The organism is Spiribacter halobius (assembly GCF_020883455.1).
GTDB lineage: Bacteria > Pseudomonadota > Gammaproteobacteria > Nitrococcales > Nitrococcaceae > Sediminicurvatus > Sediminicurvatus halobius.
In genome coordinates, this window is the sequence record NZ_CP086615.1 from 1,347,809 (window position 1) to 1,374,002 (window position 26,194).

Sequence of the window (26,194 nt, forward strand, 5' to 3'; positions counted from 1 at the left end):
GACGCCCGCCGGACGGTGAGCGCTACATCATTCGAGGCAAGCGGGACGCCGCCCGTCAGCGCGGGCGGCGCAGCATGGGCACGATCGGCGGGCAGTCCGCCACCTCTATGCAGCCCATGGGCTTGAAGCCGAGCCGTTCATAGAGGCGCCGGCTGCGCGCGGAGGTCGCCTCGAGATACGCCGGCACGCCCGCGGCATCGCAGACGGCGAGCACCGGCCGCATCAGGGCGGCGCCGTGACCGCAGCCCTGCGATGTCGGCTCGACGCCGATCATCGGCAGGTACCAGTGCGGCTCGTGGGGATGCCACCGCGCCATCTCGTCGAACAGGGCGAAGACGGCGGGCTGCTGGCCCTCGTCCACCGCGTCCTGGACCAGCGCGACCAGCGCAGTCTCGTCCGGCTCGTCACCGGGTCGCAGCCAGAGCGCCGCGCCGGCAGGGCTGCACAGGGCCGTGCCCTGTGCCAGCGCCTGGCCGCCCAGCGCGCGGGCGAAGGCCGGAAAGTGCCGTAGATACTGCGCCGGTTCGGGCAGCATCCACCGGCAGGGCGGATCGGCCGCGAAGGCCAGCGCCAGCGTTGCGAGCACATGCTCCGCCCGGTCGTCCCGGGCCGGCGCGACCTCCGGGGTCGCGCCGGTAGCTACGGGCATCGTGACCGTACTCATGTCACACCTCCTTCACGCCGCTGCCTTGCAGCTGGCGCAGATTCTCTCCATGTGCCGGTGATCGGTGCCGCAGCAGCCGCCGAGCACGTTGATCTGCGGGAAGCGCCGCAGGAGCTCGCGGTAGTCGGCGCCGAGCTCCTCCGGGTCGCCGGCATCGAGCTCGTCGGCGTTGTCGAGCTCGGCGTGGCTCTTCCGCGAGGCGTTGCAGCGCAGGCCGCGCAGCCGCTGCACCCAGGGCTCGTCGCCGAGCACGCCGGCGAAATGGCTGGGATGCGCGCAGTTGATCATGTAGTAGGCCGGGCCCCGCCCCGTGGCCGCATCGACCGCCGCCACCGCGTCGGCGAGCGTGTCGCCGGTGGGCAGGCGGCCGTCGGTCTCCACCGTGAAGGAGATGACCACCGGCATTCCCTCGGCCTGCGCGGCACGGGTAATGCCCACTGCCTCGGGAACGTTGGTGGTGGTGATCGCGGTGATCATGTCCGCACCGGCCTCGGCGAAGATGCGGGCCTGGAAGGCGTGGTAGTCCTGGGCCTGGTCCGCGGTCATCACCCGGCCGGGATCGTAGCCGTCGCCCCGCGGGCCGATGCAGCCCGAAATCACGCAGGGTGTGCGGGGTGTCTCGAGCTCGGTTCGCAGGTCGAACAGCATGCTGATCGCCTTGCGGTTGAGCGCGGCCAGCGAGTCGCGGTCGTAGCCGAGGGCTGCGCCCCAGTCGAGGCTCGCCCGCCAGGTCGCGCTCTCGAAGATGAAGCCCGTCCCGGCCTCGCGGGCGATGCGCGCGTGGCGGCGGAAATACCGCTTGAGCACCTCGGTGCCCGCATCGTCGCGCAGCAGGTGGAAGGCCGCGAAATGCGGCAGCGCCTGGCCGTCCTGGTAGATGAGCGTGGTCTCGATGCCGGCATCCGTGAGAAACAGGCTGCCATCGAGCTGTGGCAGGTGGTGTCGGTAGCGTGTCATGGGATCCTCCGTCGTTGCGGGTGAAACGGGGGAGAACCGCGGGCCGCGTACTATGCTTTGCCTGGGGTTCTCCTCTGCCTTCACCCGTTAAGGCGTGAGGAGGGCCCTCACGACGTGAGGCGGCCGGTCCTTCCATGGAAGCCAGTCAGTCGCGCAGCGCACCGGTCATCGCGGTGCTGCCTTTCGCCGCCGGCGAGGAGGACGCGCGGCTGGCCCGTGCCCTTGCCGAGGTGCTTACCGGCGAGCTGGCCCGCTTCGGCGGGCTGGAGGTGATCGCGCCGGCCTCGGCCGCGGCGGTTGCAGAGCTGCCCGAGGCCGAGGCGGCGGCGCGGCTGGACGCCGACTATCTGCTGCGTGGGCGGCTTGTGGGCGGTGCGCGTCCGGAGCTCGCCGTGACTCTCGCCGCGCGGGACGCGCGCATGGTCTGGCACGAGGCGATCGCCATGCCCGATGAGGCGCCGGCGGACGCCCTCGCCGAGCTCGCCGCCCGCGTGGCGGCCACCTTCTCGGCCCAGCTGTCGGGTGACGCCGCCCGCCGGGCACGCCGGCGAGGGCCCGGGACCCGCGCGGATTTCGAGCGCGTCGCCCATGCCCTGTCGCTGCTCAAGACCGGCACCCGTGAGGCCGACGAGGCGGCCCGAGCGATCTTCGGGGAGATCCTTGCCCGCGACCCGCAGAATCCCGCCGCCCTCGGCGGCATGGCGCTGTCGTGGTTCAACGAGTGGAGCTGCGATTTCTGGTCCGACTTCGAGGAGATCGGACGGCGCGCCTATGACTACGCCCACCGCGCCCTCGCCATCGACGACCGCGATCCCTGGCTGCACCTGATCGTCGGCCGCATACTGATCTACCGCCGCGAGTTCGAGCGTGGCGCGTTCTACATCGACCGCGCGCTGGCCCTGTGCCCCAGCGATGCCGAGCTCCTGATCCAGATCGTCCCGCCGCTGGTCTACCTCGGCCGGGCGGAGGAGGCAGCCCGGCTGACCGGGAAGGCGATGCGGCTCAATCCGTACCACCCGAACTACTACTTTGCCTATGCCGCCTTTCCGCCCTTCGTGATGCGGGATTTCGCCGGCGCCGTCGCGCTGGCCGAACGGGCGACCGACGTGATGATCATCGACATTCCGGCGTTCTCGGCGGTGGCCTGCCGGCACCTCGGCCAGGTCGAGAAGGCGCAGGGCTACCTGCGACTCTTCGAGTCCGAGTTCCGGCGGAAGATCACCCCTGGCCGCGAACCGGAACCCGGCGAGCCGCTCGACTGGCTGCTCGCCTACAACCCCTTCCGGCGTGAAGAGGATGCCGCTCTGGTCCGCGAGGGGTTCGCGCTGCTGGGTGTTCCCAGCGAGCCGATGAGGCCCAAGACCGCCACGGAGACCGGACGGATGACGCGCATGCCCGAGGGTGACTGGGAAATTACGTTCGCGGAGCGCACCGTCCGGCTACCGAACCTGAAGGGGCTGCATGACCTCTCCCGGCTGCTGTCCCGGCCGGGGGACGAGTTCTACTGCCTCGACCTGACCGGGCGCGGCGACGCCAGTCCCGGCGAGTCCGTGCTCGACGCGCGCGGCCGTGAGGCCATCAAGCTCCGGGTCCGGGAGCTTCAGGAGGAGCTGGCCGAGGCCGAGGACATGAACGATATCGGTCGCGCAGAGCAGCTGCGCGACGAGATGGACCGGCTGATCGAGTCGCTCTCGAACGCGCTCGGCCTCGGTGGGCGGGACCGCCGGCTGGGCGATCTCGCGGAACGGGCGCGCTCGGCGGTGACCTGGCGCATCCGCCACGCCATCCGCAGGATCGAGAAGGCCCATCCGACCCTCGGCCGCCACCTGTCGAACTCGGTCCGGACCGGTCTCTTCAGCTGCTACCGGCCGGAACGCAGGGTCACGTGGCGCATAGCCGATGGCCGTTCCGCCGCTGCCGGGGGCTGAAGCGGCGAGAGAGCGCCGGCGTGCTCAGTCAGCCCGCCGGGCAACTGTCGGAATGGAGCGCGCCGCCGCCCCTGGGCATTTCACCGAGCGGGCGGGCAGCGCGCCAGCACCCGGTGTCAGCCGATTTCACGCACGACGTGCACCGAGCACGGGGCGTGGCGCACGACATCGGCGGCGGTGGATCCGATCAGGAAGTCGCCGAACCCCGGCCGGTGCGACGCGATCACGATAAGATCCGCGTCGTTCTCCTTCGCCGCCGCGATAATCTCGCGGGCCGGTTTGCCGGTCCGCACGCTCACGTCGGTCCGGAAGCCGGTCTCGCCGGCGATGGTTTCAAGCCGGTCCCGCACTTCCTTCTCCTGGTGCGCGAGGACCCCGGAAGGGATCTGCGACGCCACGTAACCCGGCATGTCCTCGACCACGCTGACCAGGACGATCCGGGCGTTCTCGCTGGCGAGCGTGCGCGCTGCCGAGAGCATGGGCTGAATTCGCTCACTGTGGGTGAGCTCGATGGGAACAATGATGGTGTTGTACATGATGGTCCGTCCCGTGTTGTCGGATGATTCTGCGTGGGTGCCCGGCGCCCGGTAGGCCGACGGTGGCTCGCCTCAGGGGGTGATTGCCACCTTGAGTACGCCGTCCCGCTGGTGGCCGAAGAGATCGTAGGCTTCGGCGATCTCGTCCAGCCGGAAGCGATGGGTGACAAGCGCGGTGAGGTCGACGCGGCCGGCCGCAACCACCGCCATCAGTCGCCGCATCCGCTCCTTGCCCCCGGGGCAGAGGGTCGTCACGATCGTGTGATCCCCCAGCCCCGCGGCGATGGCATCCAGCGGCATGGAGAGCTTGCCGGAGTAAACGCCCAGGCTGGACAGTGTCCCGCCCGGCTTGAGCACGCGCAGGCAGGCTTCGAAGGTCTCCTGCAGCCCGAGCGCCTCGACGGCGACATCCACGCCGCGCTGCTCCGTCAGCTGCATGATGGCCTCGACGGGATCCCGCTCGCGGAAGTTGATGGTGACATCCGCGCCGAGCTTCTTCGCCGTCTCCAGGCGCTCCGGAACCCCATCGACGACGATGATCCGTGTCGCCCCCATCAGCTTCGCGCCGGCGGTGGCGCACAGGCCAATCGGCCCCTGGGCGAACACGGCGACGGTGTCGCCGATGCGGATATGCCCGCTCTCGGCGCCACCGAAGCCGGTACTCATGATGTCCGGGCACATCAGGACCTGCTCGTCGTGCAGCTTGTCGGGCACCGGCGTGAGGTTGGCCTGGGCGTGAGGGATGCGAACGTACTCGGCCTGGCAGCCGTCGATGGTGTTGCCGAGCTGCCAGCCGCCCATCGCCTTGCCCCCGCACTGGCTGGAGATGCCCTCCTGGCAGGCATTGCACTGGCCGCAGGGGGTGATGGCCCCGGCGATCACGCGCTGCCCGACCTCGTAGCCGGTCACCGCCTGACCCAGCTTCTCGATGACGCCCACCGGCTCGTGACCCACGATCCGGCCTGGCTCCACCGGGTACTCGCCCTTGAGGATGTGGATGTCGGTCCCGCAGATCGTGGTGGTCGTCACCCGCAGGAGCGCATCGGTGGGGCCGATCTCGGGGATCGGGCGCGTCTGGATCTCGATGTGTCCCGGCTCGACGAACACCGCGGCCTTCATGCTGCCCATGGCTGCCTCCTCAGCTGATCAATGATCCTGACCATGCGGGACCTCCCGCAGAGCCCGGCTATGCCGGCTCCAGGGCCAGTGCGATGGCCTGTCCGACGCCCATGCACGGGTGCAGGGTTGCGGGCGAGTGGCCCCCATTGAACACCCGAGCGCGCGGTGGGGAGTTGACGCTCGGCAAGGACAGCGCGGTTATCCATGAGCGGGTGCCTCGTTTCCCCGGTTTCGCCCGGCGGTCAGTGCGTTCCGGAACTGGCTTGCCGCGGAGGCTGGCGTAGGGCTGCCGTCGTGACGATCCCCTTGACCGTCCGCGGACGGAGACTTAGGTTGACTGTACAATACCCACCCCGGGAGGGGTGGGAAAGGCGCTCAAGGGAGACGATGCAATGGCCGGACGGCACGATGGAAAGCACGCCCACCATGGCTCCGCAGCCACGGCGGCTGCGTCGAACCGAGGGGGGCACGAGCCGCGCGAGCGCCGGCAGCCGGGCGTGAAGGGGCGCTATACCTGCCCGATGCATCCGGAGGTTGTCTCGGACAGTCCCGGGGAGTGCCCGAAGTGCGGCATGGCCCTGGAGCCAGTCACGCCCGAGGCGCCGGCCAGCACCAGGACCGAGTGGACCTGCCCCATGCACCCGGAGATCGTGCGCGATGAGCCGGGCGAGTGCCCCATCTGCGGCATGGCGCTGGAGCCCCGTCAGGTCACCGCGGAAGAGGCGGGGAACCCGGAGCTCGAGGACATGACGCGGCGCTTCCGGGTCGGCGTCGCGCTCACGATCCCCGTGGTCATCCTCGCGATGGGTGGCATGGTTCCCGGCGTATCCATGGATGCGCTGGTACCCCACGGGATCCGGGTGTGGCTCGAGCTGGCGCTGGCGACCCCGGTCGTGCTCTGGAGTGGCTGGCCGTTTCTGGTTCGTGGCTGGCGTTCGGTAGCCACGTGGAATCTCAACATGTTCACCCTGATCGGCCTCGGCGTCGGTGTGGCGTACGCCTACAGCGTGGTCGCGACGCTGCTGCCGGGTATCTTCCCGCCGTCCTTCCGTCACGAGGGTGGCACCGTTGCGGTTTACTTCGAGGCCGCTGCCGTGATCGTGACCCTTGTGCTTCTCGGGCAGGTAATGGAACTGCGGGCGCGCAGCTCCACCAATGCGGCGATCAGGGCGCTGCTCGGGCTCGCGCCGAAGACCGCACGCCGGCTCAACGCCGACGGCAGCGAGGAGGACGTCCCGCTCGAGCAGGTGCAGATCGGGGATCGGCTGCGCATCCGCCCGGGGGAGAAGGTGCCGGTGGACGGCGTCGTCGTCGAGGGCAACTCGTCGGTGGACGAGTCGATGATCACCGGTGAGCCCATCCCCGTGGAGAAGGGCGAAGGCGATGGCGTCATCGGGGCGACGGTCAACGGCACCGGCTCACTGGTGATCGAGGCGCAGCGCGTAGGCAGCGACACGCTGCTCTCGCAGATCGTCCAGATGGTGGCCGAGGCGAGCCGCAGCCGCGCCCCGATCCAGAACCTGGTGGACGTGGTCGCTGCCTGGTTCGTGCCCACGGTGGTGGTGGTCGCCGTGATCACCTTCATCGCTTGGGGCATCTGGGGGCCTGAGCCCGCCATGGCCTATGCCCTGATCAACGCCGTTGCGGTGCTGATCATTGCCTGCCCGTGTGCGCTCGGGCTTGCCACGCCCATGTCGATCATGGTGGCGAGCGGCAAGGGCGCGTCGGCAGGCGTTCTGTTCAGGAATGCCGAGGCCATCCAGACCCTGCGGCAGGTCAACACGCTGATCGTGGACAAGACCGGCACGCTTACCGAGGGCCGGCCCCGCCTGCAGGCCGTGGCGGCAGCGGAGGGCTTCGGCGAGGAACAGGTCCTGCGGCTCGCCGCCACCCTGGAGCGGGGCAGCGAGCACCCGCTGGCGGCAGCCATCGTGCAGGGCGCCGAGGAGCGCGGCGTGCGGCCCGATCGCTATACCGACTTCGAATCCGTCACCGGCAAGGGCGTGCAGGGGCGTGTGGGCGAACACGACGTGGCGCTCGGCAACCAGGCCCTCATGGAGGCCCTGGGGGTGGCATCGGAGGCGCTGGCCGGCCAGGCGGAGACCATGCGCGCGGAAGGCCAGACGGTGATGTTCGTGGCCGTGGACGGCCGCCCGGCCGGTCTGGTGGCGGTGGCTGATCCGGTCAAGGAGACGACGCCGGAGGCGATCGAGGCCCTGCACAACGAGGGTATCCGTATCGTCATGCTCACCGGCGACAGCGAGACCACCGCCCGGGCGGTGGCCAGGCGCCTCGGCATCGACGAGGTGATTGCCGGCGTGTTGCCGGAGCAGAAGGCGGACAAGGTCAGGGCGCTGCAGGCCGAGGGCCGCTTCGTCGCCATGGCGGGGGATGGCATCAACGACGCCCCGGCGCTGGCGCAGGCCCAGGTGGGCATCGCCATGGGCACCGGCACGGACGTGGCCATGGAGAGCGCCGGAGTGACCCTGGTCAAGGGCGATCTGATGGGCATTGTGCGGGCCCGCAGGCTCAGCCGCGCCACCATGCGCAACATCAAGCAGAACCTGTTCTTCGCATTCCTCTACAACAGCCTCGGCGTACCCGTGGCCGCCGGCGTGCTGTATCCGTTCTTCGGCATCCTGCTTTCGCCGATGATCGCGGCGGCGGCGATGTCGTTCAGCTCCGTCTCCGTCGTGGGCAACGCGCTGCGGCTCCGCAGTCGGGAGATCTGACGCAGGCCGCGGCCGCGCCGGACGGTGACGCCCGGGCGGGGGCCGTACTGTCGCCTGATGACCCGGGCCCCGGCGCGGCAATGCGGCTAAGCTGGCGAGCGTGATAGCGCATAGTCATTCGATCCGTGCCCATTTGCCGGACCGGGGCGCCGTTGCCTTCGCCGCGCGCAGTCTCATCGCCATGGGTCTCGCGATGGCGGTGGCGACCCTGTTCGAGCTGGAGCGCCCCTACTGGGCCCTGATTTCCGCGGTGTTCCTGCAGGTGCGCCCGGAGACGGGGCTGGTCATCGAAAAGGGCATCTTCCAGATACTCGGCACGCTGACCGGTGGTGCTGTCGGCGTGGGGATCCTGTTGGTGCTCATGCCCTACCCGGTACTGGCGGTCGTGGCGCTGGCGGTGTGGGTCGGTGCCAACGCCGTGGCCTCGGCGCTGCTGCGCCGTCTGAACGTGGTTTACGGCTTCGCCATTGCGGGCGTGACGGCCGTGCTGGTGGTCGCGCTGACCATGCTCGATCCCGCGGCGGCGGCGGGCGGCTCGCTGTTCCGGATCGCCGAGGCACGGGTCAGCGAGATCATCGTGGGTGCGGTGTGCGCGACGTTTGCTTCGAGCGTGCTGTGGCCGGTACGGGTCAAGCAGGCACTGATGCGCCTGGCGCGGAACGGCATCAACGAGCTGTTCGACTACCTGGATCTGGAGCTCACGGCCGAGAGCTCCGGCAACCAGCGCCATCGCAGCGCCGACGCCGTGCTGCAGACCATCGTCGCGCTGAGCGATGACGCCAGTGCGGCGCTGTTCGAAGGGCCGGACGGTCCGGGCCGCGCGCGGGCGGTGAGTCGCCTCTGCCAGAAGGCCCTGGCGCTGATGGCCACGGTCCAGGTGTTCGGGCGTTTCCGGCGACGCCATCCGGAGCTCATCGGCGCCGAGCTGGACGCCGCACTCGACCGGCTGCGGCAGGCCATTCAGCAGATGCGGGCCACCCGTTCCGAGGCGCGGGCGCGGCGGATCGCGCAGGCGCTCCGGCGCGAGCTGCAGGAGAAACCGGCCGAGACGGAGCGCACGACGCCGGTGGAGCGCATGCTCTTCCGCCTGATGCGCACGCTGGTCGGGGATCTCATCATCGTGCTCCGGGCCAACCACGCCATCGAGACCAGCGATCGCGCGCTGCTGAAGGCACCGGCCCTGGTCCCCTATCGCGATCCGCTGATCGGCGCGGTGACCGGGGCGCGCACGACCTTCCTGTTTCTGATCGGAGCCGGGGCGTGGCTCGTGACCGGCTCCCCGGCCGCGGTGGTGCTGATGATCCTGCCGGTGATCTTCTCGATCATGTTCGCCCGCCTGCCGTCGCCGCCCGCGGCGATGCGGCGCCTGCTCGTCGGCGCGCTGATCGCCGTACCGGCGGCCTGGGCGGTCGCGCCGTGGCTGATCGCGCAGACCCCCCAGGGGCTGGCACCGGCGGTGGCGATCTTTGCGCTGCCGCTGTTCTTCGCCCTGCTCGCCATCCCGGATCCGGACACCCGCCACTACGGCATCGGCTTCGCCATCCCGTACATCCTGCTCATCCGGCCGGGGGGCGAGATGGCATTCGACGCCCGGGAGTTCGCCGGCCTGTCTCTCGCGATCCTCATAGCGATCGCGCTCGTCTATCTCGTGTTCCGCCTGATCAACGAGCCGGGGGCGCGCATCATGCGCCGCCGGCTGGTGGCGAGCACGACGCGTGACCTCCAGCGCCTTGGGGATCCCCATCGGACCGGGGGCGAGGAGTGGTTCGACGCACGCATGGCGGAGCGCCTGATGCGGCTGTCGGCCTATGATCGGGCGCTCCCCGAGCGCGAGCGGCACCTCACCGACCTCGGCCTGACCGGCCTCAACCTGGGCCATAGCTCCCTGCGCCTGCAGCGCCAGCTCGCGGCCGACGACACCCCCGAAGTGCGCGAGATGGCGCGCAAGTGGCAGCGCTCGCTGGCCCATGCCTACCGCCGTGCCAGCCGCGGCCGCCAGACCCGTGCCTTTCGGGAGCGCAGCGCGCGCCTGCTGGCGGCGCTGGAGGGTTCCGGGCGCATCGACAGCGATGGCCGTGCGCTGATCCAAGGCAGCCTCGAGCGCCTGGCACTGACTCTCGAGCGACTGGCCGCCACGGTGCCGCCGGCTGCGTCGCCCGGGGCGGTCAGTGTCATCGACAGAGCCCGGTCCTGATCCCCGGACACCAGGTGCCCGGGATGTCGTGACAGGACCTCTCCCGAGTGCCCCCGTCGGCGGCAGTCGGGGCAGCGGACGGGGATGGGGGGCCCATGCCTGGCGCCCGGTGCTGGCCATCCTGCGGACCCTGACGCCGGTCAAGAGCCCTTCAGGTGCCGCTGCTAGAGTCTGGTGACGACGACAGCCACCGGAGTGCGCCCTGTGAGTGAGCCGGCCAGTGACGGGGATTCCCGCGCGCGGGTGTTCCGGGCCCGGGAGCTCACCAAGGTCTACCGCATGGGTGAGGTTTCGGTGCACGCGCTGCGGGGCGTTGACCTGGACCTCTACGCAGGCGAGCTCATGGTTCTGCTCGGGGCTTCCGGCAGCGGCAAGTCGACGCTGCTGAACATCCTCGGCGGGCTGGATCTGCCCACAAGCGGCGCGGTCGAGTACCGCGGCTGGGACCTCACCGGGGCGAGCGAGGCTGAGCTTACCGAGTACCGCCGCTATCACGTCGGCTTCGTCTTCCAGTTCTACAACCTCATTCCGAGCCTCACGGCGCTGGAGAACGTCGCGATCGTCACCGAGATCGCCCGCGATCCGATGCGCCCGGAGGAGGCGCTCGCCCTGGTGGGGCTTGGAGGGCGGGGCAATCACTTTCCGGCCCAGCTCTCCGGCGGCGAGCAGCAGCGGGTGGCCATTGCCCGGGCCATCGCCAAGAATCCGGCCGTGCTGCTCTGCGACGAGCCCACCGGGGCCCTCGACTCGAAGACGGGCGTGCTGGTGCTGGAGGCCCTGGAGCGGGTCAACCGGGAGCTCGGCACCACGACGGCACTCATCACCCACAACGCCGTCGTGGCCGGGATGGCCGCGCGCGTCGTGCAGATGAGCGATGGCGAGGTGACCGAGGTGCGCCGCAACGCCCGCGTGCGCGCCCCGGCGGAGCTGTCCTGGTGAGCCTCTCGGCCCTGCACCGCAAGCTCTTGCGGGATCTCTGGCGCATGCGTGGCCAGGCCATTGCCGTGGCGCTGGTGGTTGCCGCCGGCGTGGCGACGCTCGTGATGCTCTCGGCCACGGTCGGCATGCTGGGCCAGAGCCGGGACGCCTTTTTCGCCGAGCAGCGGCTGGCGGACGTCTTCGTGGAGCTGGAGCGCGCGCCGCGCTCGGTGCTAGCGCGTCTGGCGGAGATTTCCGGCGTCGAGCGTGTAGAGGGCCGCATACGGGCGGTGGCGAAGCTGGAGATCGAGGGGTTCCGGGAGCCCGTATCCGCCGAGGTGCTTTCCCTGCCGGCGGACGGCACCGGGCGGCTGAACCGGCTGCGCGTGATGTCGGGCCGCGCGCCCGGTTCGGAACGCTCGGACGAGGCCATCGTCAGCGTGCCGTTCGCCCGGGCTCACGGCTTCCGGCCCGGCGCGCACCTCGGCATGATCCTGAATGGCCGCCGTCAGCGGCTCACCATCACCGGGCTCGGTGTGGCACCGGAGTACGTGATCCAGGTGAGCCCCGGAAGCCTGGTGCCGGACCCAAGGCGCCATGGGGTGCTGTGGATGCCTGAGCGTGCGCTTGCGGACGCTTATGACATGAACGGCGCCTTCAACAGCGCTGCACTGGCGCTGGGCCATGACGCGCCGGTCCCGCGGGTCATCGCGGCCGTGGACCGCGTCCTCCGTCCTTACGGGGGTGGCGGTGCGTATCCGCGCACCGAGCAGCTTTCCTATCAGGCCGTCACCGACGAGATCCGGGCGCTGCGGGTCGTGGGCGGCGTGTTCATGGTGGTGTTCCTGAGCGTGACGGCGTTCCTGCTCAATGTGGTCATCAGCCGTGTCGTCCACGGGCAGCGCGAGCAGATCGCGCTGCTCAAGGCCTTCGGATACTCCAATCTGGCCGTGGGGCTGCACTATGGCGAGCTGATCGCCGGTGTGGTGCTGGTCGGTGCCCTGATCGGGGCTCCGCCCGGCTGGTGGCTGACCGGCCAGCTTGCCGGCCTCTACGCGCGCTTCTACCACTTCCCCGAGCTGCTCGGCGGCATGCCGCTGGCGGAGACGCTCGCCGCCACCGGCTTGATGCTGGCTGCCGGACTGCTCGGTGCGCTGCGTGCGATCCGTGCTGCAGTGCGGCTGCCGCCGGCCGAGGCCATGCGACCGGAGGCGCCACGCCTCTACCGTCGCTCGCTGGTCGAGCGGCTTGGCCTGCAGCGCTGGATGGGTCAGCCCACGCGCATGGTGGCCCGACACATCGAGCGCGCGCCGCTGCGCTCGGGCGTTACGCTGCTTGGCGTGGCGCTGGCCACCGGGACCATGCTGCTCACCAGCTTCATGGGCGACTCCTTCTTCCACGTCGTGCAGGAGCGCTTCGAGCGGGCCCAGCACCAGGATCTCAGCGTATCGCTCATCGACGAGCGGGGTCGGAGTGTCCTCCATGCCCTCGCGGCCACACCGGGCGTGCTCTACGCGGAGGGCATCCGGCAGGTCCCGGTGCGGCTGCTGGGGCCCGGCGGCAGCGAGCGCACGGTCATCCAGGCGCGCGATCCGGACGCCCGGTTGAGCCGCCTCATCGACCGGGACGGCCGGGAGGTCCCGTTGCCTCCGCGCGGCATTGTCCTCACCGACTTCCTGGCGACGCGTCTCGGCGTCAGCGTCGGTGATCGCGTGGCGCTGGAGCCGCTCCAGCGGGCCCTGCCCGTGCGCACCGTGCCGGTGGTGGCGACGGTGGGCGAGTACCTCGGCATGAGCGGCTACATGAGTCTGGAAGCGATCAACCGCCTCCTCGGGGACGGTCCGGTGGTGACCGGGGCCGTGCTTCGCATCGACCGCAGCCTGGCGGATGACGTGCTGGCGGCCCTCAGGGACTCGCCGGTAGTCACCGGGGTCGGCGACCGGCTGCTCGAGATCGAGAACTTCTACAGTGAACGCGCTGCCACGCTCCTGTTCACCACCTTCATTACCGGTCTGCTGGCCGGCGCGATCGCCCTGGGCGTGGTGTACAACAGCGCCACCATCACGCTCATGGAACGGGGCCGCGAGCTCGCCAGCCTGCGGGTGCTTGGCTTCACCCGTCACGAGGTCGCCTACATCCTGCTCGGCGAGCTCGCGGTGCTGGTGCTGCTCGCGATACCCGTCGGGATGCTGGTGGGGTTCGGTCTCTGCCATGTGTTGGCGGCGGCGATGTGGGATCAGAACTACCGGCTTCCTGTGGTGGTGCTGGCGGACACGTACACACTGGCGGCAGCCGTGATTCTCGGGACGGCCGTGGTCTCGGGCCTGCTGGTCCGGCGCCGCCTGGGGCGGCTGGACCTGATCGCCGTGCTCAAGACGAGGGAATAGAACGAGGGGGATAGCGGATGCGTTTCCAGGGAATCCGTCTCGGGCGCTCGCTGATCGGGCCGCTGTTGCTCGCGGTCACCGTCGTGGCGGCGCTGGTCTATGGCTTCTGGCCGCGGCCGGTGCCCGTGGAGCTCGCGGCGGCGGTGCGGGGACCGTTCACCCTCACCGTCACCGAAGAGGGCCGCACTCAGGTGCGGGATCGCTACGTCGTCTCGGCGCCGGTGGCGGGCTTTGCGCGACGCATTGCGTGGGAAGTCGGTGACGCGGTGACGCAGGGCGAAGTGCTGGCGGGCCTCGACCCATTGCCCTCCCAGGTGCTGGACCCGCGCTCCCAGGCCCGCGCCGAGGCACAGGTGGCGGCGGCACAGGCCACCCTGGGCGCTGCCCGGCAGCGGGAGAGCGCGGCGCAGGCGGACGCCCAGCTCGCGCGGCGGGCCCTCGAGCGGGCGCGTGCGCTGGTCGAGGCCGGGGACATCGCCCGGGAGCGGCTGGACCAGGCGGAAGCGGCCTGGCAGCGCGCCGAGGCCGATCTGCGTTCCGCCCGTCTGGGCGTCGAGGTGGCCCGCTTCGAGCTGGAGGCGGCACGCACGGCGCTTCGCTACACCGCTGCTCGCCCCGAGGCCGATCCGGAGCCGCTGATTCAGCTGGAGGCACCGGTGAGTGGCCGCGTGCTGCGCGTGCACCACCGCAGCGAGGGTGTGGTGAGCGCGGGCGAGGCGCTCATCGAGGTGGGCGATCCACGCGCGCTCGAGGTGGCAGTGGATGTCCTCTCCTCCGACGCCGTGCGGATCGAGCCCGGTACCCGCGTGACGCTGGACCGCTGGGGCGGTGATGAAGCGCTCGACGGCGTGGTCCGGCATGTGGAGCCGAGCGCGTTCACCAAGGTATCCGCACTCGGGGTTGAGGAGCAGCGGGTCAAGGTGATCGTGGACATCCTCTCGCCGCCGGCGCTCTGGCGTAACCTCGCCGACGGCTACCGCGTGGAGGTGACCTTCGAGGTCTTGCGGGCAGACGACGTGCTGCAGGTGCCCGACGCCAGCCTCGTGCGCACCGGTGATCGGTGGGCGGTCTACCGCGTCGCCGACGGAGTGGCCACGCTGCAGCCGGTTGAGGTGGGTCAGCGTGACGGCGTGCACGCCCGGATCCTCAAGGGGCTGGCCGCGGGGGATCAGGTGGTCGCCTATCCGGACGGGCAGGTCGAGGACGGGGTGCGCGTCGTGGCGCGGGCGTCCCACCAGCCCGCAGCCGTGAGTCGCTGAGCAACACGGGTCGGAGTCAGGCGCCGGTCCGGCGCAATCCGCTCAGGATTCCGACGCCGCCCCGAGCCCGTCCCGGGCGTCGCCGCGCCACATCCGGCTCAGGGGCAGGGCCAGCACCGCTGCACCCACCGCCCCCACGCAGGTCCAGCCGACGATCCAGCCGATTGCGAAATGGCTCGCGCCAGCTACCATCATGCCCACGCCGAGACCGGTCATGCCGCCCGCGAACCAGGCGAGGGCGCTGGCCGGTATCCACCAGAGCGCACCGGTCATCCCACGGGGCAGGCCAAGCCACTGCAGCAACCCTACCAGCAGGCCCACGACGGCCCAGGTGGGATGGCCCAAGGGCTGCAGGAACACGAAAGTCGCCCACCCCAGACAGCTTGCCAGCGCAAACCACGGGCCGACGTCGAAGCGGCGCGAGAGAAAGTACCACTGGACTATGCCGAGCGTTGCCCCCAGGACCGACCAGTTGGCGACGCCGCCGAGGATGAGCCCCATGGCCCCACTGATGATCCCGCTCAGCCCGCCGGCCAACGCCAGCGCCCCGATCCAGGCGAGCCAGGGGAAGCCTTTACCTGCAGTCGTCGCCGGTCCGGTGCTGCGGGGGTCGGCCCCTGATGCCGGGAGCAGGCGTTTCAGCAGCCACGGCACCAGGAATGAGATTGCCGCGGCCAGTACCGTCTTCACCAGCCATTCCATTGCGATACCCTCCTTGCGCCCCCGGGGAACTGTGCCCCTACGCGTTCCCTTCAGGGCGGATGCAGGCCGCCGCCGGCTAGTGCAGTCTCCGGTCCCGCGCTCGGCTTCGATGACAGGGGGCCGGGAAGGCCCGGGCGTGGCGGGCCGACTGCAACCTCTATGAATACACGGGGCGCGCGCACCGCCATTGACTCCGGTCAAAGAAACGGTGCGGCCGGTTGATCGCCGTCAATCGGGCCATGTCTGGCATGCTGTACGTTGACCGGCATTCCCGCCATTCCGGTGGGCCATCGGCGGAGGTCTCGACCGTGAACGGTACGACCTGGGTGGCGGTGGCCGCCTCGGAGGCGTCTTGCCGTTGCTCTCGACGAGCTTGCGCGGCTCGTTGACGAGCTCGTGGTTCATCGCCACGACGTGAGTGCAAAAGAGGCTTGCCGATCACTGCTGCCGCGGACGTCGCGGGGCTGGAGCTGGCATCATCGCGCCAGGCAGGTGATACCGCAGGCAACCTCCATGGCCGCCCTCAAGACCCGACGTGACCTCCCGCAGAAGATCCTGACCCGGGAGACCGTCTGGATCCCCATGCGTGACGGCTGCCGACTGGCGGCGAAGCTCTGGCGACCCCGGAACGCCCACCAGTCACCGGTCCCCGCCATCCTGGAGTACATCCCCTACCGCCGCCGGGACCTCCGGCGCCAGCGCGACCAGGCCAACCACGGTTACTTCGCGGCCCACGGGTATGCCTGCCTGAGCGTCGACATGCGCGGCAGCGGCGACTCCGAAGGCGTGCTCGAGGACGAATACCTGTTGCAGGAGCAGGAGGACGGGGAGGACATCCTGGACTGGCTGGAAGTCCAGCCCTGGTGCACCGGCAAGGTGGGGATGATCGGCATCTCCTGGGGCGGCTTCAATGCCCTGCAGATCGCCGCCCGCCGGCCTCGTCAGCTCAAGGCCGTGGTTGCCGTGGCCGCCACGGACGACCGCTACAACGACGACGTGCACTACATGGGCGGCTGCCTGCTCAACGACAACCTCTCCTGGGCTGCGGTTATGTTCTCCCTGAACGCCCTGCCGCCGGATCCCAAGGTCGTGGGCCAGCGATGGCGCAGGATGTGGCACGAGCGCCTGGACGGCAGTGGCCTGTGGCTGAGGCAATGGATGGCGCACCCGGTACGGGATGAATACTGGCGCCATGCCTCGGTCTGCGAGGACTATGCCGCCATCGAGGCGCCGGTATTGATCGTCAGTGGCTGGGCCGACGGATACACCAATCCGGTCTTCCGGCTGCTGGAGCATCTCAAGAGCCCCGTTCGGGGCCTTGTGGGACCGTGGAGCCACGTCTATCCCCACCTCGGCCGCTCCGGCGCCAGCATCGGCTTTCTGCAGGAATGCCTTCGCTGGTGGGACCAGTGGCTCAAGGGCGAGGAGACCGGCGTTATGGAAGACCCGGCCCTGCGGATCTGGATGCAGACGGCCAGCCCACCGCGGGCAAGCAGCCGGACCGAGCGCCCGGGATACTGGCGCACCGAGCCCGCCTGGCCTTCCCCGAACGTCGCCGCTCAGGACTGGCGCCCGGCACCCGGCAAGGCCCTGCTGCCGCCGGGTGCGGAAGCTCCGGCGGCGGCCCGGCCGCTGACCGTCCAGTCCCCACTTCGCGTGGGGCTTTTTGCTGGCAAGTGGTGCTCCTATGGCGCCGCCCCGGATCATCCCTATGACCAGCGCGACGAGGACGGCGGGTCGCTGGTCTTCGATTCCGAGCCCCTGGAATCGGCTTTGGAGATTCTGGGCGCTCCGTCAGTGGAGCTGACGCTGGCTTCGGACCGGCCCGTGGCTATGGTGGCGCTGCGTCTGTCCGACATCGCCCCGGACGACAAGGCGACGCGCGTCAGCTACGGGCTGCTCAACCTCTGCCAGCGCTCCAGCCAGGCCGAACCGGACCCGCTGGAGGCCGGCAGGCGCTATCAGGTGCGCGTGCCGCTCAAGGTGTGTGCCCACGCCTTCCAGCCCGGCAACCGCATCCGTCTCTCCGTCTCCACCTCCTACTGGCCGCTGGCTTGGACGCCGCCGGAACCCGTGCGCCTTACCGTGTGGCCCGCCGACAGCCGCCTGCGGCTACCCGTGCGCAGCTCCCGCGGCGAGGAGGCCGAGGGCATTCGGGCCTTCGCCGGGCCCGAGAGCGCCCGCGCCCCGGCGCGCGAGGTCGTTGAGCCGGAGCACCACAACTGGTGGATCCACCACGATCTGGCCGGCGAGGAATCCACCCTGGAAGTCATCGCTGACGAGGGCACCTACCGGATTCCCCGCATCGATCTGACCGTCACCCAGCGTGCCACCGAGCGATACCGCTCCCGCGGCGACGACTTCACCTCGCCGAGCGGCGAGGTGTGCACCACCAGAAAGCTGCGCCGCGGTGACTGGCAGATCACCGTGGAGACCCGGACGCTGCTCACCTGCGATACCGAGAATTTCTACATCAATGCCAGCCTGGACGCTTGGGAGGGCAAGAGCCGCGTGTTCAGCCGCATCTTCAACGAGACCATCCCGCGGCGTCTGCGGTAGGGCCTCGCCGCCGGTCGCGGCCCGCGCCCGGCCTCGATCCGCGCTGGCGGCTTCCCCACGACAGGTCCATGACTCGGTGCCTACTGACTCTTGGCGGCAGTCCGGGTCGCCTGCCTGGTACCTTCCTCCGCAGCCGTGGATGCCTTCCCGGCGCTGTCCTGCGTGAGCTTCTGAGCGTTCTGGGCAAAGGTCTGGTTCAAGGCCGCGACCTTTTCGACGTCGCCCTTGATGCGCTCGCTCAACACCCTGGCCACTTTCTGCTGATTTTCGACATAGGACTGGAGGTCTGCGGGGTTTGCTACCTCCAGTGCCGCACGGGCCTGCTGCAGACCGGCTTCGGTATAGGCCCTGGCGGCCTCGAGTTGCAGGCTGGCGAGCTGCTCGACGTGGTCCAGCACCAGGCTGGCGTAGGTCCGTGCCGGGCCGGCAACGGTGTCTTCGATCTGGCGGTTCATCTGGTCAACGGTATCGTTGGTCATCACGGCTTCTCCTCGGTTTGAAGGCAGTGCCCCGAGCATTCCTGCGTTTGGAGCGCAGGTCGCGCTGGGCGGCACCAGAATCCCAGCGTGGGGGCTTGGCGACCGCCTTGTCGGTGCGGTGGCGCACCTGGCTGGACTCCGCAGTCTGCCGTGACCGCGCCGGCGTCCGACCTCGGGCGGGGCATGGCTGCAAGCGCGGGCATCGCCTCATCCGGTCGCGTTCGCACGCGCACAGACAGCGGGACACCGTCAAGGGCAGCATCAAGGCTGATCGGTTCCGGGGGTGAGGTGCGATGCGACGCACGGCCACGCGTAGAGGCAAGAAGGCAAGGCTTAACCGTTACTTCTGCTTCTCTCGGTGGCGAGCGCCTCGGGACGATGCCTTTGGAGGCAATGGCCGCCGTGGCCCAGGATTTGAGGAACGAGGACGACTCGATGAGCAACGTAGATGCGATCCGGGAAAGCATTGTGAGCACGATAACGAGGACCGCGCGGTTCCGGCGGGAAATGGCGGCTGCCCCGGCCAACCGGCAGGACGTATATATCTCTGCTGCGGCAGCAGCGTTGCTCGAGGCACTGGCCGACCACGTGCGCCGTTCCCCCGAGAACAGCGAGATCTCCTCTGCCCTTGCCGGACTGGAATCGGCAGACGGCGACCGCTGTCGTCAGGCCCTCAAGCAGGCCAGCGACTACGTGAACAGGGTCGGCTTCACGGAACTGGTGGATGCGCCGGGGGCCTGCAGGGGGCTGGCGAGAACGATCCGAAGGAACCCGGGCGCCGCTGAACACGCGGAGCGAAACTGAGACACGGACCCGATGGCCTTGCTTGCCACCGGGTCCCAGCCGCCAGCGGGCGTGGGTGCTCAGAGCGGTAGCCGCGTTGAGGGATCGGCGAAGAGCTTCGGCGGCATGTGCGGCAGCGAACGGACCTCGATGCTCTGCCTGCGGTTCCATCGCAGGAGGTCCGCCGTCGCGAGGGTAAGCCATGGGAGTTCGGTCTATAGCGCTGTGCGCAATGTTGGTGTTTGCGAGTCTGCCCACTGCCGTTTTTGCCCAGTCGTCGTGCCGTGCAATTCACGTGGCGGTTCTGGATATCAGAAACAGTAGTGGAACTGTCGCCTGCGCGCTCTTCGACTCGCCAGAGGGTTTCCCTACGGAATTCCTGCGCTCCGCGACGAAAGTCATGATAATGAAGATTCGCGACACGCAGGCGCGTTGCGACTTTATGGGCATTCCGCCGGGAACGTACGCGTTGGCTGTCATTCATGACGAGAACATGGACGGCAAGCTTGGCACCAACTGGCTGGGGGTGCCCCGGGAAGGTTATGGTTTCTCGAACGACGCAACCGCCTTTATGAGCGCACCTTCCTTTGATGCCGCCGGCTTTTCGTACGATGGGCGAAGCCTGGATCTGAGAATCAGCCTGAATTACTGAGCGGACTCTGCAGGAATAACAGGGAGTTGATCGACGCTTCCTTAATGGATTCGGTGAAAGCCACGGGGTGCTATCGGAGTTCCCCGCCACTGAGTAAACCAGTTGGGGCAGTGCGTGCGCCGGCGAACAGACTTGGGTGTGCCGACTGCGGTTTCATCCGCGCAGGTGCCACGTCTTGGATGCACGCCATGAAAGCGCTTCGCCGTCGACAGCCAACATCGAAGTCCTCCGACCGCGGCGACGCGAGCGGCCCTGGCGCCCCGGAATCGAGCAACACCATCGCCGGCGAGGAAGGCCAGACCCTGATCCGAAACCTTCACCTCGGACCCACAGCGGCCGTCGCCATCGTGCGTCTGGCCGACTGGCGTCTTTCCGCCATCTCCCGTGGCCTGGAGATGGCACTGGGCTACCTGCCCGGGGAGCTCGATGACGCCTGTCTGCGGGACGTGCTGGCGGACGCGGACGACTCGGCCCGGGTTGCCGAGTCGGTGGCAGGCGAGGAGCGGCCCGGGAACATGGCGGTATCTCTGCTCAACGCCGACGGGGAGCGCGCCCCGGCCATGGCCTGGGTGCTGCGTCTCGAGGCGGGTGACGCAGCCAATCTGCTCATGGTCTTCACGCCCTTGCCCAAGGGGGAGGGCACGGGTGCCGTGTCGGGAGAGGATCCGGTGACCGGCCTCGGCGCGCGCCGGTACTTCTCCAGGCGCCTCGCGGCAGCGCTGCGCACTGCAGACGCCCGGCAGGAGCTTGTCGGTTGCCTGATCGTGCAGCTTGACAACATCGGGACCGCTTATAGCGAAGATGGCGAATCCGTCGGCGAAGAGGCCATTGCCGTGATCGCGCGACGTCTACAGCACGGAGTGCGCAGCTATGACAGCGTGGCCCGCCTGGGGTCGGATCGCCTGGGGGTCGTGCTGGAGCGCCTGGAGTTGCCTGTCCACGCGTTGCGAGCTGCGCAGCACGTTAATCACGCGCTGGCCGAGGCGATCGCTTTCCCCGGTGCGTCCGTGCGACCGCGTGTGGTGATAGGCGTGGCCGTGTACCCGAGCGACGCGGATAGCGTCGGCCGGGTATTTCGGCGGGCCAGCGTCGCGATGCACACGGCGCGCAACCGTGACTCGGGCAACGTGGTCTGCGCGGTGACGCCCGCGTAGCCCAAGTTTTACATCAGACCAGGAGAACTGAATCATGAGGAAGAATCTGCTCAGGGCATCGATAGCGTTCTTGATGCTGCTCATCGTGGCGATCCAGGGCTGCAACACCATGGAAGGCATGGGTAAGGACATCGAGAGTACAGGCCAGGCGATCGAGGAGGAGGCTAGCGATTAACGACTGCTCGCAGGCTTCCCCGACCTCCGCCCGGGCTGATCGATTGCGGGCCGCTGTCGTGAGCGTGATCGCGAAGACGGCTCGGCAAACCCCGGACGTAGCCAACCGGGCCGGGGGAAGTGCCAGGCTTGCCGCCTGAAGCTCGCATATGCCTGCATCCGGCGGATTCCGGGACAAACCTCTAGACTGCCGGGACGGGGGCGCGGGCGGCAGGCAGCCTGCGCGCGGACAGGGCGAGCCGGCGGCGATCCGGCAGTGGAGGCGCGGGCCTATGAATCTCGAGAAGGTCATCTTCGGATTCTTCATCCTGCTGGCGCTGACACTCAACTTCGGATTCTTCCTCGGGGAGTTCGATAACCCCGATCATCACAACGTCTATGAGCTCTTTGCGGCGCTGCTGGTCAGCCTGATCGCCACCGTGCTCAAGTTCGGCGAGCGCACGCAGATCGGTGCTGTCCTGCTCGCGTCGAGCCTGGTGGCGGACCTGCAGCTGATCGCCGCGGCCGTGCTCTGGGGCGCGGCCATGTCCCTCTCCGAGGTGGGCATGACCTCGGCGGTCATGGCCAGCATCGTGTCCCTGTCCGGCGGGGCACTGCTGGCCAACCTGGCCTCGGTGACCATACTCATCGTAGAGACCGTCGGCATGCACCGCTGAGGGGGCGCCCCGGGCCATGGAACAACTGCTGCATTTGCGCCGGCACAGCGTTGTTCCCATGGTGCTGCGGCGCATGCGGGCGCCGCTCATCACGCTGATCGTCAGCTATTCGGTCTCGGTGCTCGGCCTGGTGCTCATTCCCGGCGCCAGCGCGGACGGCACGCCGTACCGGATGGACTTTCTGAATGCGTTCTATGTGGTGAGCTACACGGCCACCACCATCGGATTCGGCGAGATCCCCCATGCCTACTCCGGCGTCCAGCGCCTGTGGATGACGCTGAGCCTGTACCTCGTGGTGATTGCCTGGTTCTACGCCATCGGCACGATCGTCGGGCTGGTCCGGGACCCGGCCTTCCAGCAGGCGGTGACCTGGAACCGCTTCCGCCACCAGGTGCAGGGCCTTGCGGAACCGTTCCATCTGGTCTGTGGCTACGGCGATACCGGCGCCCAGCTCGTCCAGGAGATCACCGATGGCGACGGGCGTGCCGTGGTGCTGGAGCGGGTGGAGGGGCACACCTACGAGCTCGGGATCGAGGATCTGCGCTCCTACGTGCCGCGCTTCAGCGGCGACGACAGCAATGTGGACAACCTCCTGGCCGCCGGCATCACCCAGGCGCACTGCCGCTCGGTGCTGGCGGTCACCGATGACGATCATGCCAACCTGCAGATCGCCATTACGGCGAAGCTGCTCAACCCGTCGCTGCCGGTAATCGCGCGCTCGGGGAACGACGAGACCCACGCCAACATGGCCTCCTTCGGAACGGATTACATCGTGAGCGCGTTCGACACGTTCGCCGGAGGCTTCGCCATGGCGATCGAGTCACCGCGCCTGCACCGTGTCTACGAGTGGATGAGTCCGCGACCGGAAATCCCGCTGACAAGCGAGCGCCTGCCGCCGCCGGGGCGCTGGATCGTGTGTGCACCCGGACGTCTCGGCAAGCGGCTGTGCCAGCGGCTGGCACCGACGGACACCGAGGTGGTGCTGGTGTCCGCGGAGAAGCCGGCATGGATGGCCGCCGACCAGCCGCATGTGCCGGGCAAGGGAACGGAGGCGGAGACCCTGAAGCAGGCGGGTATCGAGGGGCAGGATACGGTCGGGGTGATCGCCGGCACCGACGACGACGCCGACAATCTCTCCATCGTAATGACGGCGCGGGAACTGCGTCCCGAGCTGTTCATCACGGCCCGCCTGAATGCCCGCGCCAACCGCCGCGTGTTCGAGGCCGCAGAGCTCGACATGATCATGGAGCCGAGTGGGATCATCGCCCTGCGCATCATGCGGGTGCTCAGTACGCCACGCCTCCCCCAGTTCCTGCGGCGCCTGCGCGATTACGACGACGCCCGCATCGGTGAGCTGCTGGAGCACTGGCAGCAGCTCATGGGCACCGAAACGCCGCGCATCCGCGCGTTCACCGTGGGGCCGCAGGAGATGCCGGCGGTGGCCGACGCACTGCCGCGCCGGCCGGTTACCCTGGAGGCCCTGCTGCGGGATCCCCGGCAGCGGGACGAGACGCTGCCGGCCGAGGTGCTGATGCTGGAGCGCGACGGCGAGCTCACGCTCCTGCCCGAGCCCGGCGTCCGACTGGAGATCGGGGATACCGTGCTGATCTGCGCCCGCGCGGATGCCCTTGGCCCGCTGTCGTGGACAGTCAATAACCTCGATGTCTTCCGCTACGTGATGACCGGCGAGCAACGCCCGGACGGCTGGCTCTGGCGCCGGCTCGCCGAGCGGCGCGTGCCGGAACACCGGCGTGCGTAGCCATTGCGCCGTCGACTGGCATCTCCCGCAGGCACGGCGCTCGGTCGGTGTTTCATCGCGGCCGCTGCGAGCGTGCAGCAGCAGCCGCGGGGCACGGTGGCGTCGGATTCCGCCACCGTGGAGGGGTCCGGAAGCGTAAAGGTATCCCCTCGTGCGGTGCGCTCAAGGAGACCCGCCCGCAGATTCGGCTATGCCTGCGCGAGCGGCTGCCAGTGCTTAGGCTCGGGTGCCGCTGGCGGCGTCGGAGAATCCCCGGGAGTCCCGTGCGTCGGCCAGGTGCCCCTGCGACGGCGGTTCACGCGAATCCCGGCGGATTCCATTCCTCCATCATCTTGAGGCGTGCGGCCTCGAGTCGTTCGGACATCAGCGAGGAGAAGCGCTTGAGCACCCGGTACCCGAACACGGGGTCGCGCTCGCACTCCTCCCGCACTGCCTCCCCGTCGAACTCGATCAGCGCCGTCTCACCCTCGGCACGGGCCTGGAAGCTCCAGCGATAGGGCGGGATCAGCCAGGACCAGCCGAGCACATCACCCGGTCCAAGCCTCTGGACCTCGAGCGAGGGGCCGGAGATGGCCGGGACCTCGATGACGATGGCGCCCTCGCAGAGCAGGAAGAAGCTGCCGGCGCGGTCGCCATGTTCGAAGACAATGCCGTTCGCCGGCACAGTCCGCCAGGTGGCGCGGCTGGCGAGGCGCGGCAGATCCTCCGGCTCCAGCCCGGCAAAGAAGGGATTGCTCCTGAGGCGCGATTCGATGGCATCGTCCGTCATGGCCTGTCTCCCGTGGCTGAGGTCATCTCCGCACGCTACGCCCTTTCTCCGCGCGCTGCCGGTGCGGTTGGTGACCTCGGAAGACGCCGACATCACCGACAGCACCACCGTCCGGCGACCCTGCGATGACGTCGCCCTATTTTACCCGCCGCCGACGCTCGACGACGACAGCCTGCATGGGGCTGTACCCAGGCTCTCGGCCTGATCCAACCAGCGCTGAAACAGCTGGGCGGGCTCGCCCTGAGTCTGTTGCGCCATTGTGAGAGATCCTATTTACGGTTGCAGGGATGTTCACTGGATGGGGTGGTGCGCGGCGCTTTTCGATCCGCCTGATTTCCGGGCGCCGGTCGATTAGGAGATTCGCCGAAGATTGCGGCGAACTGCTTCTCGAAATCTTTGGGTACGCCGCGATCCGGAAATCGTGGCGCAGCCGTTCTTTCAGGGTGTGACTGGCGGCGATTGGACATGGTCGGTAACCCTCTCGGCATCCGGCATTAAAAGTCGCACAGCCCACGTGTAACAGGGCCGCATGACGATTCGGTTGACGAACGTCAAAGCCGCCGACGGGATTCGATCAGGGCGACGGGCGGCAGTGCGCCATCCGCGAAGGAGGCGACGCGATCCCTCGTCCTCCGGCGGGGCGTGACGAGAGGCGAGGGGAGCGCCTACTCTGGAAGGGAGCCGGCAGAGGTGGTAGATCATGGCCTACCGGTATGCGCTTCCCCAGCGGCTGCTGCACTGGACGGTGGCAGGGCTGGCGCTGATCTCGCTGACCACCGGGCTGCTGCTCGGCTGGCTCGGTTTCGAGGGGGCGCGTGACGCGCTCGGCCTGGCGGCCACCAACACCCTGTATACCGCTCACAAGAGCGTCGGTGTGCTGATTCTGCTGGCCATGCTCCTGCGCGTGCTGGCGCGGTTGGGCTATGGCAAGCCGGCCTACCAGCACCCGCTTGATCCGGCCAGGCGCGTTGCGAGCAGCGCCGTGCATGGCCTGCTCTACCTGCTGCTGATCGTGCAGCCGGTGCTTGGCTGGCTGGCCACGGCGGCCGGGGACTTCCCGGTGGATTTCTTCGGGCTGAGGCTGCCGGGCCTGATCGGCGTCGACAAGGCGCTCTCGGAGACGCTGTACGGCTGGCACGGGCTTGTCGCCTGGACGATCCTCGGCCTGGTGATCTTGCACGTTGCCGCCGCACTGCATCACTGGCGCGTGCTGCAGGACGGGGTGATGCAGCGCATGTCCCTGCGCTGATCGGCCGGTCACCCCGCCGACCGGCGCCTCTGGGGGTGCCTCGCCGAGGACAAAAAAAGCCTCCGACCCGTTCGGGGCGGAGGCTGGGGTAGCAGTAACCGCCGCGGGCGGTGGTTACTTGGCCTGGGCGGCCTTGGCCGTCTCGGCCTGGGCGGTCTTCGCGGCCTCGGAGGCGCTCTTGACGTTGCTCTCGACGAGCTTGCGCGCCTCGTTGACGAACTCCTGGTTCATCGCGACCACGTTCTCGGCGTCGCCCTTGACGCGCTCGCCAAGATCCCGGGCCACCTTCTGCTGGCCCTCGGCATAGGCCTGGAGGTCCTTCTGGTCCTTGATCTCCAGCGCGGAGCGCAGCTGCCCGAGGCCGACCTCGGTGTAGGCACGCGTCGCCTCGATCTGGGCGTTGACCAGCTTCTCGGTATAGTCCGCCGCCAGCTTGGCATAGGCGCGGGCGGGACCGACGAAGAGCTTCTCGGCCTGCTCGGTGTAGTTGTTGAAGGTCTCGTTACTCATATCCGTTTCTCCTGGTTCGGTTGCGGATGGGCTTGCTGATGTTGTTGCAGTGCA

At 68.9% G+C, this 26,194-nt stretch carries 23 protein-coding genes; 15 read left to right on the top strand and 8 right to left on the bottom strand.

Annotated features, from left to right (window positions below; translation table 11 throughout):
* Positions 1–55: 55 nt before the first annotated feature.
* Both LMH63_RS06135 and LMH63_RS06140 read right to left on the bottom strand, forming a co-directional pair.
* On the bottom strand, positions 56–664 hold the full coding sequence (locus LMH63_RS06135; protein WP_199225712.1) for a GNAT family N-acetyltransferase: 609 nt from the start codon (positions 662–664) through the stop codon (positions 56–58).
* Positions 665–676: 12 nt separating this feature from the next.
* Positions 677–1,621, bottom strand: a complete 945-nt coding sequence (locus tag LMH63_RS06140) for a homocysteine S-methyltransferase family protein (protein WP_109679519.1) — start codon at positions 1,619–1,621, stop codon at positions 677–679.
* Positions 1,622–1,755: 134 nt separating this feature from the next.
* Between LMH63_RS06140 and LMH63_RS06145 the strand changes: the two genes are divergently transcribed.
* Positions 1,756–3,549, top strand: a complete 1,794-nt coding sequence (locus LMH63_RS06145) for a hypothetical protein (RefSeq protein ID WP_109679518.1) — start codon at positions 1,756–1,758, stop codon at positions 3,547–3,549.
* A 116-nt stretch (positions 3,550–3,665) separates the two neighbouring features.
* Here LMH63_RS06145 and LMH63_RS06150 read toward each other — a convergent pair whose 3' ends face one another.
* Together LMH63_RS06150 and LMH63_RS06155 are read right to left on the bottom strand one after the other, a co-directional pair.
* On the bottom strand, positions 3,666–4,085 hold the full coding sequence (locus tag LMH63_RS06150) for a universal stress protein (RefSeq protein ID WP_109679517.1): 420 nt from the start codon (positions 4,083–4,085) through the stop codon (positions 3,666–3,668).
* Between the two features lie 72 nt (positions 4,086–4,157).
* Positions 4,158–5,213, bottom strand: a complete 1,056-nt coding sequence (locus LMH63_RS06155) for an NAD(P)-dependent alcohol dehydrogenase (protein ID WP_109679516.1) — start codon at positions 5,211–5,213, stop codon at positions 4,158–4,160.
* Positions 5,214–5,776: 563 nt separating this feature from the next.
* Between LMH63_RS06155 and LMH63_RS06160 the strand changes: the two genes are divergently transcribed.
* The 5 genes from LMH63_RS06160 to LMH63_RS06180 all read left to right on the top strand — a co-directional run bounded on the left by LMH63_RS06160 (position 5,777) and on the right by LMH63_RS06180 (position 14,694).
* A complete protein-coding gene (locus LMH63_RS06160) occupies positions 5,777–7,936 on the top strand; it encodes a copper-transporting P-type ATPase (protein WP_442777723.1) in 2,160 nt (719 codons plus the stop codon).
* A gap of 181 nt (positions 7,937–8,117) precedes the next feature.
* Complete coding sequence (locus LMH63_RS06165) at positions 8,118–10,130, top strand: FUSC family protein (protein ID WP_109679529.1); 2,013 nt, start codon at positions 8,118–8,120, stop codon at positions 10,128–10,130.
* 279 nt (positions 10,131–10,409) lie between these two features.
* Positions 10,410–11,069: an ABC transporter ATP-binding protein gene (locus LMH63_RS06170; protein ID WP_109679528.1), complete on the top strand. Its 660-nt coding sequence runs from the start codon at positions 10,410–10,412 to the stop codon at positions 11,067–11,069.
* Positions 11,066–13,435, top strand: a complete 2,370-nt coding sequence (locus LMH63_RS06175) for an ABC transporter permease (RefSeq protein WP_109679515.1) — start codon at positions 11,066–11,068, stop codon at positions 13,433–13,435. Before LMH63_RS06170 ends, LMH63_RS06175 begins: the two co-directional genes overlap by 4 nt.
* Before the next feature lie 17 nt (positions 13,436–13,452).
* The gene (locus tag LMH63_RS06180) at positions 13,453–14,694 is read left to right on the top strand and encodes an efflux RND transporter periplasmic adaptor subunit (RefSeq protein WP_109679514.1); all 1,242 of its coding nucleotides are present in this window, start codon (positions 13,453–13,455) and stop codon (positions 14,692–14,694) included.
* Between the two features lie 42 nt (positions 14,695–14,736).
* Here LMH63_RS06180 and LMH63_RS06185 read toward each other — a convergent pair whose 3' ends face one another.
* Positions 14,737–15,396 (bottom strand): hypothetical protein, encoded by a 660-nt coding sequence (locus LMH63_RS06185; protein WP_109679513.1) that lies wholly within the window; start codon positions 15,394–15,396, stop codon positions 14,737–14,739.
* Between the two features lie 513 nt (positions 15,397–15,909).
* On the opposite strand from LMH63_RS06185, the gene LMH63_RS06190 reads away from it, so the two are divergent.
* Positions 15,910–17,955: a CocE/NonD family hydrolase gene (locus LMH63_RS06190; RefSeq protein ID WP_109679512.1), complete on the top strand. Its 2,046-nt coding sequence runs from the start codon at positions 15,910–15,912 to the stop codon at positions 17,953–17,955.
* An 80-nt stretch (positions 17,956–18,035) separates the two neighbouring features.
* Here LMH63_RS06190 and LMH63_RS06195 read toward each other — a convergent pair whose 3' ends face one another.
* Positions 18,036–18,434 (bottom strand): phasin family protein, encoded by a 399-nt coding sequence (locus LMH63_RS06195; RefSeq protein WP_109679511.1) that lies wholly within the window; start codon positions 18,432–18,434, stop codon positions 18,036–18,038.
* A 393-nt stretch (positions 18,435–18,827) separates the two neighbouring features.
* On the opposite strand from LMH63_RS06195, the gene LMH63_RS06200 reads away from it, so the two are divergent.
* The 6 genes from LMH63_RS06200 (at position 18,828) to LMH63_RS06225 (ending at position 23,612) form a co-directional block, all read left to right on the top strand.
* Positions 18,828–19,238 carry a hypothetical protein gene (locus tag LMH63_RS06200; protein ID WP_109679510.1) on the top strand — a complete coding sequence of 137 codons (411 nt, stop codon included), beginning with the start codon at positions 18,828–18,830 and terminating at the stop codon, positions 19,236–19,238.
* Between the two features lie 211 nt (positions 19,239–19,449).
* Positions 19,450–19,869, top strand: coding sequence for a DUF2141 domain-containing protein (locus LMH63_RS06205; RefSeq protein ID WP_229332782.1), 420 nt, complete (start codon positions 19,450–19,452; stop codon positions 19,867–19,869).
* Positions 19,870–20,057: 188 nt separating this feature from the next.
* Positions 20,058–21,023: a GGDEF domain-containing protein gene (locus LMH63_RS06210; RefSeq protein ID WP_158280420.1), complete on the top strand. Its 966-nt coding sequence runs from the start codon at positions 20,058–20,060 to the stop codon at positions 21,021–21,023.
* A 34-nt stretch (positions 21,024–21,057) separates the two neighbouring features.
* The gene (locus LMH63_RS06215; protein WP_199225711.1) at positions 21,058–21,198 is read left to right on the top strand and encodes an entericidin A/B family lipoprotein; all 141 of its coding nucleotides are present in this window, start codon (positions 21,058–21,060) and stop codon (positions 21,196–21,198) included.
* 271 nt (positions 21,199–21,469) lie between these two features.
* A complete protein-coding gene (locus LMH63_RS06220) occupies positions 21,470–21,853 on the top strand; it encodes a DUF6394 family protein (RefSeq protein WP_109679507.1) in 384 nt (127 codons plus the stop codon).
* Between the two features lie 16 nt (positions 21,854–21,869).
* The gene (locus LMH63_RS06225; RefSeq protein WP_109679506.1) at positions 21,870–23,612 is read left to right on the top strand and encodes an NAD-binding protein; all 1,743 of its coding nucleotides are present in this window, start codon (positions 21,870–21,872) and stop codon (positions 23,610–23,612) included.
* A gap of 295 nt (positions 23,613–23,907) precedes the next feature.
* Here LMH63_RS06225 and LMH63_RS06230 read toward each other — a convergent pair whose 3' ends face one another.
* Positions 23,908–24,381, bottom strand: a complete 474-nt coding sequence (locus LMH63_RS06230) for a Crp/Fnr family transcriptional regulator (protein ID WP_109679505.1) — start codon at positions 24,379–24,381, stop codon at positions 23,908–23,910.
* Positions 24,382–24,451: 70 nt separating this feature from the next.
* On the opposite strand from LMH63_RS06230, the gene LMH63_RS19380 reads away from it, so the two are divergent.
* Together LMH63_RS19380 and LMH63_RS06235 are read left to right on the top strand one after the other, a co-directional pair.
* Entirely contained in the window at positions 24,452–24,586 is a 135-nt protein-coding gene (locus tag LMH63_RS19380; protein WP_255414636.1) for a hypothetical protein, read from the top strand.
* A gap of 495 nt (positions 24,587–25,081) precedes the next feature.
* Positions 25,082–25,630 (top strand): cytochrome b, encoded by a 549-nt coding sequence (locus LMH63_RS06235; protein WP_109679503.1) that lies wholly within the window; start codon positions 25,082–25,084, stop codon positions 25,628–25,630.
* Positions 25,631–25,744: 114 nt separating this feature from the next.
* Here LMH63_RS06235 and LMH63_RS06240 read toward each other — a convergent pair whose 3' ends face one another.
* A complete protein-coding gene (locus tag LMH63_RS06240; protein ID WP_109679502.1) occupies positions 25,745–26,140 on the bottom strand; it encodes a phasin family protein in 396 nt (131 codons plus the stop codon).
* Positions 26,141–26,194 lie beyond the last annotated feature (54 nt).

Coding starts and splice junctions, on each gene's coding strand:
- LMH63_RS06140 (WP_109679519.1), bottom strand. CDS start 1,621: ATGACACGCTACCGACACCACCTGCCACAGCTCGATGGCAGCCTGTTT.
- LMH63_RS06165 (WP_109679529.1), top strand. CDS start 8,118: ATGGGTCTCGCGATGGCGGTGGCGACCCTGTTCGAGCTGGAGCGCCCC.
- LMH63_RS06225 (WP_109679506.1), top strand. CDS start 21,870: ATGGAACAACTGCTGCATTTGCGCCGGCACAGCGTTGTTCCCATGGTG.
- LMH63_RS06155 (WP_109679516.1), bottom strand. CDS start 5,213: ATGGGCAGCATGAAGGCCGCGGTGTTCGTCGAGCCGGGACACATCGAG.
- LMH63_RS06145 (WP_109679518.1), top strand. CDS start 1,756: ATGGAAGCCAGTCAGTCGCGCAGCGCACCGGTCATCGCGGTGCTGCCT.
- LMH63_RS06190 (WP_109679512.1), top strand. CDS start 15,910: ATGGCCGCCCTCAAGACCCGACGTGACCTCCCGCAGAAGATCCTGACC.
- LMH63_RS06220 (WP_109679507.1), top strand. CDS start 21,470: ATGAATCTCGAGAAGGTCATCTTCGGATTCTTCATCCTGCTGGCGCTG.
- LMH63_RS06180 (WP_109679514.1), top strand. CDS start 13,453: ATGCGTTTCCAGGGAATCCGTCTCGGGCGCTCGCTGATCGGGCCGCTG.
- LMH63_RS06210 (WP_158280420.1), top strand. CDS start 20,058: ATGAAAGCGCTTCGCCGTCGACAGCCAACATCGAAGTCCTCCGACCGC.
- LMH63_RS06230 (WP_109679505.1), bottom strand. CDS start 24,381: ATGACGGACGATGCCATCGAATCGCGCCTCAGGAGCAATCCCTTCTTT.
- LMH63_RS06195 (WP_109679511.1), bottom strand. CDS start 18,434: ATGACCAACGATACCGTTGACCAGATGAACCGCCAGATCGAAGACACC.
- LMH63_RS06205 (WP_229332782.1), top strand. CDS start 19,450: ATGTTGGTGTTTGCGAGTCTGCCCACTGCCGTTTTTGCCCAGTCGTCG.
- LMH63_RS06235 (WP_109679503.1), top strand. CDS start 25,082: ATGGCCTACCGGTATGCGCTTCCCCAGCGGCTGCTGCACTGGACGGTG.
- LMH63_RS06200 (WP_109679510.1), top strand. CDS start 18,828: ATGGCCGCCGTGGCCCAGGATTTGAGGAACGAGGACGACTCGATGAGC.
- LMH63_RS06135 (WP_199225712.1), bottom strand. CDS start 664: ATGAGTACGGTCACGATGCCCGTAGCTACCGGCGCGACCCCGGAGGTC.
- LMH63_RS06160 (WP_442777723.1), top strand. CDS start 5,777: ATGGCCCTGGAGCCAGTCACGCCCGAGGCGCCGGCCAGCACCAGGACC.
- LMH63_RS06215 (WP_199225711.1), top strand. CDS start 21,058: ATGAGGAAGAATCTGCTCAGGGCATCGATAGCGTTCTTGATGCTGCTC.
- LMH63_RS06170 (WP_109679528.1), top strand. CDS start 10,410: ATGGGTGAGGTTTCGGTGCACGCGCTGCGGGGCGTTGACCTGGACCTC.
- LMH63_RS06150 (WP_109679517.1), bottom strand. CDS start 4,085: ATGTACAACACCATCATTGTTCCCATCGAGCTCACCCACAGTGAGCGA.
- LMH63_RS06185 (WP_109679513.1), bottom strand. CDS start 15,396: ATGGAATGGCTGGTGAAGACGGTACTGGCCGCGGCAATCTCATTCCTG.
- LMH63_RS06240 (WP_109679502.1), bottom strand. CDS start 26,140: ATGAGTAACGAGACCTTCAACAACTACACCGAGCAGGCCGAGAAGCTC.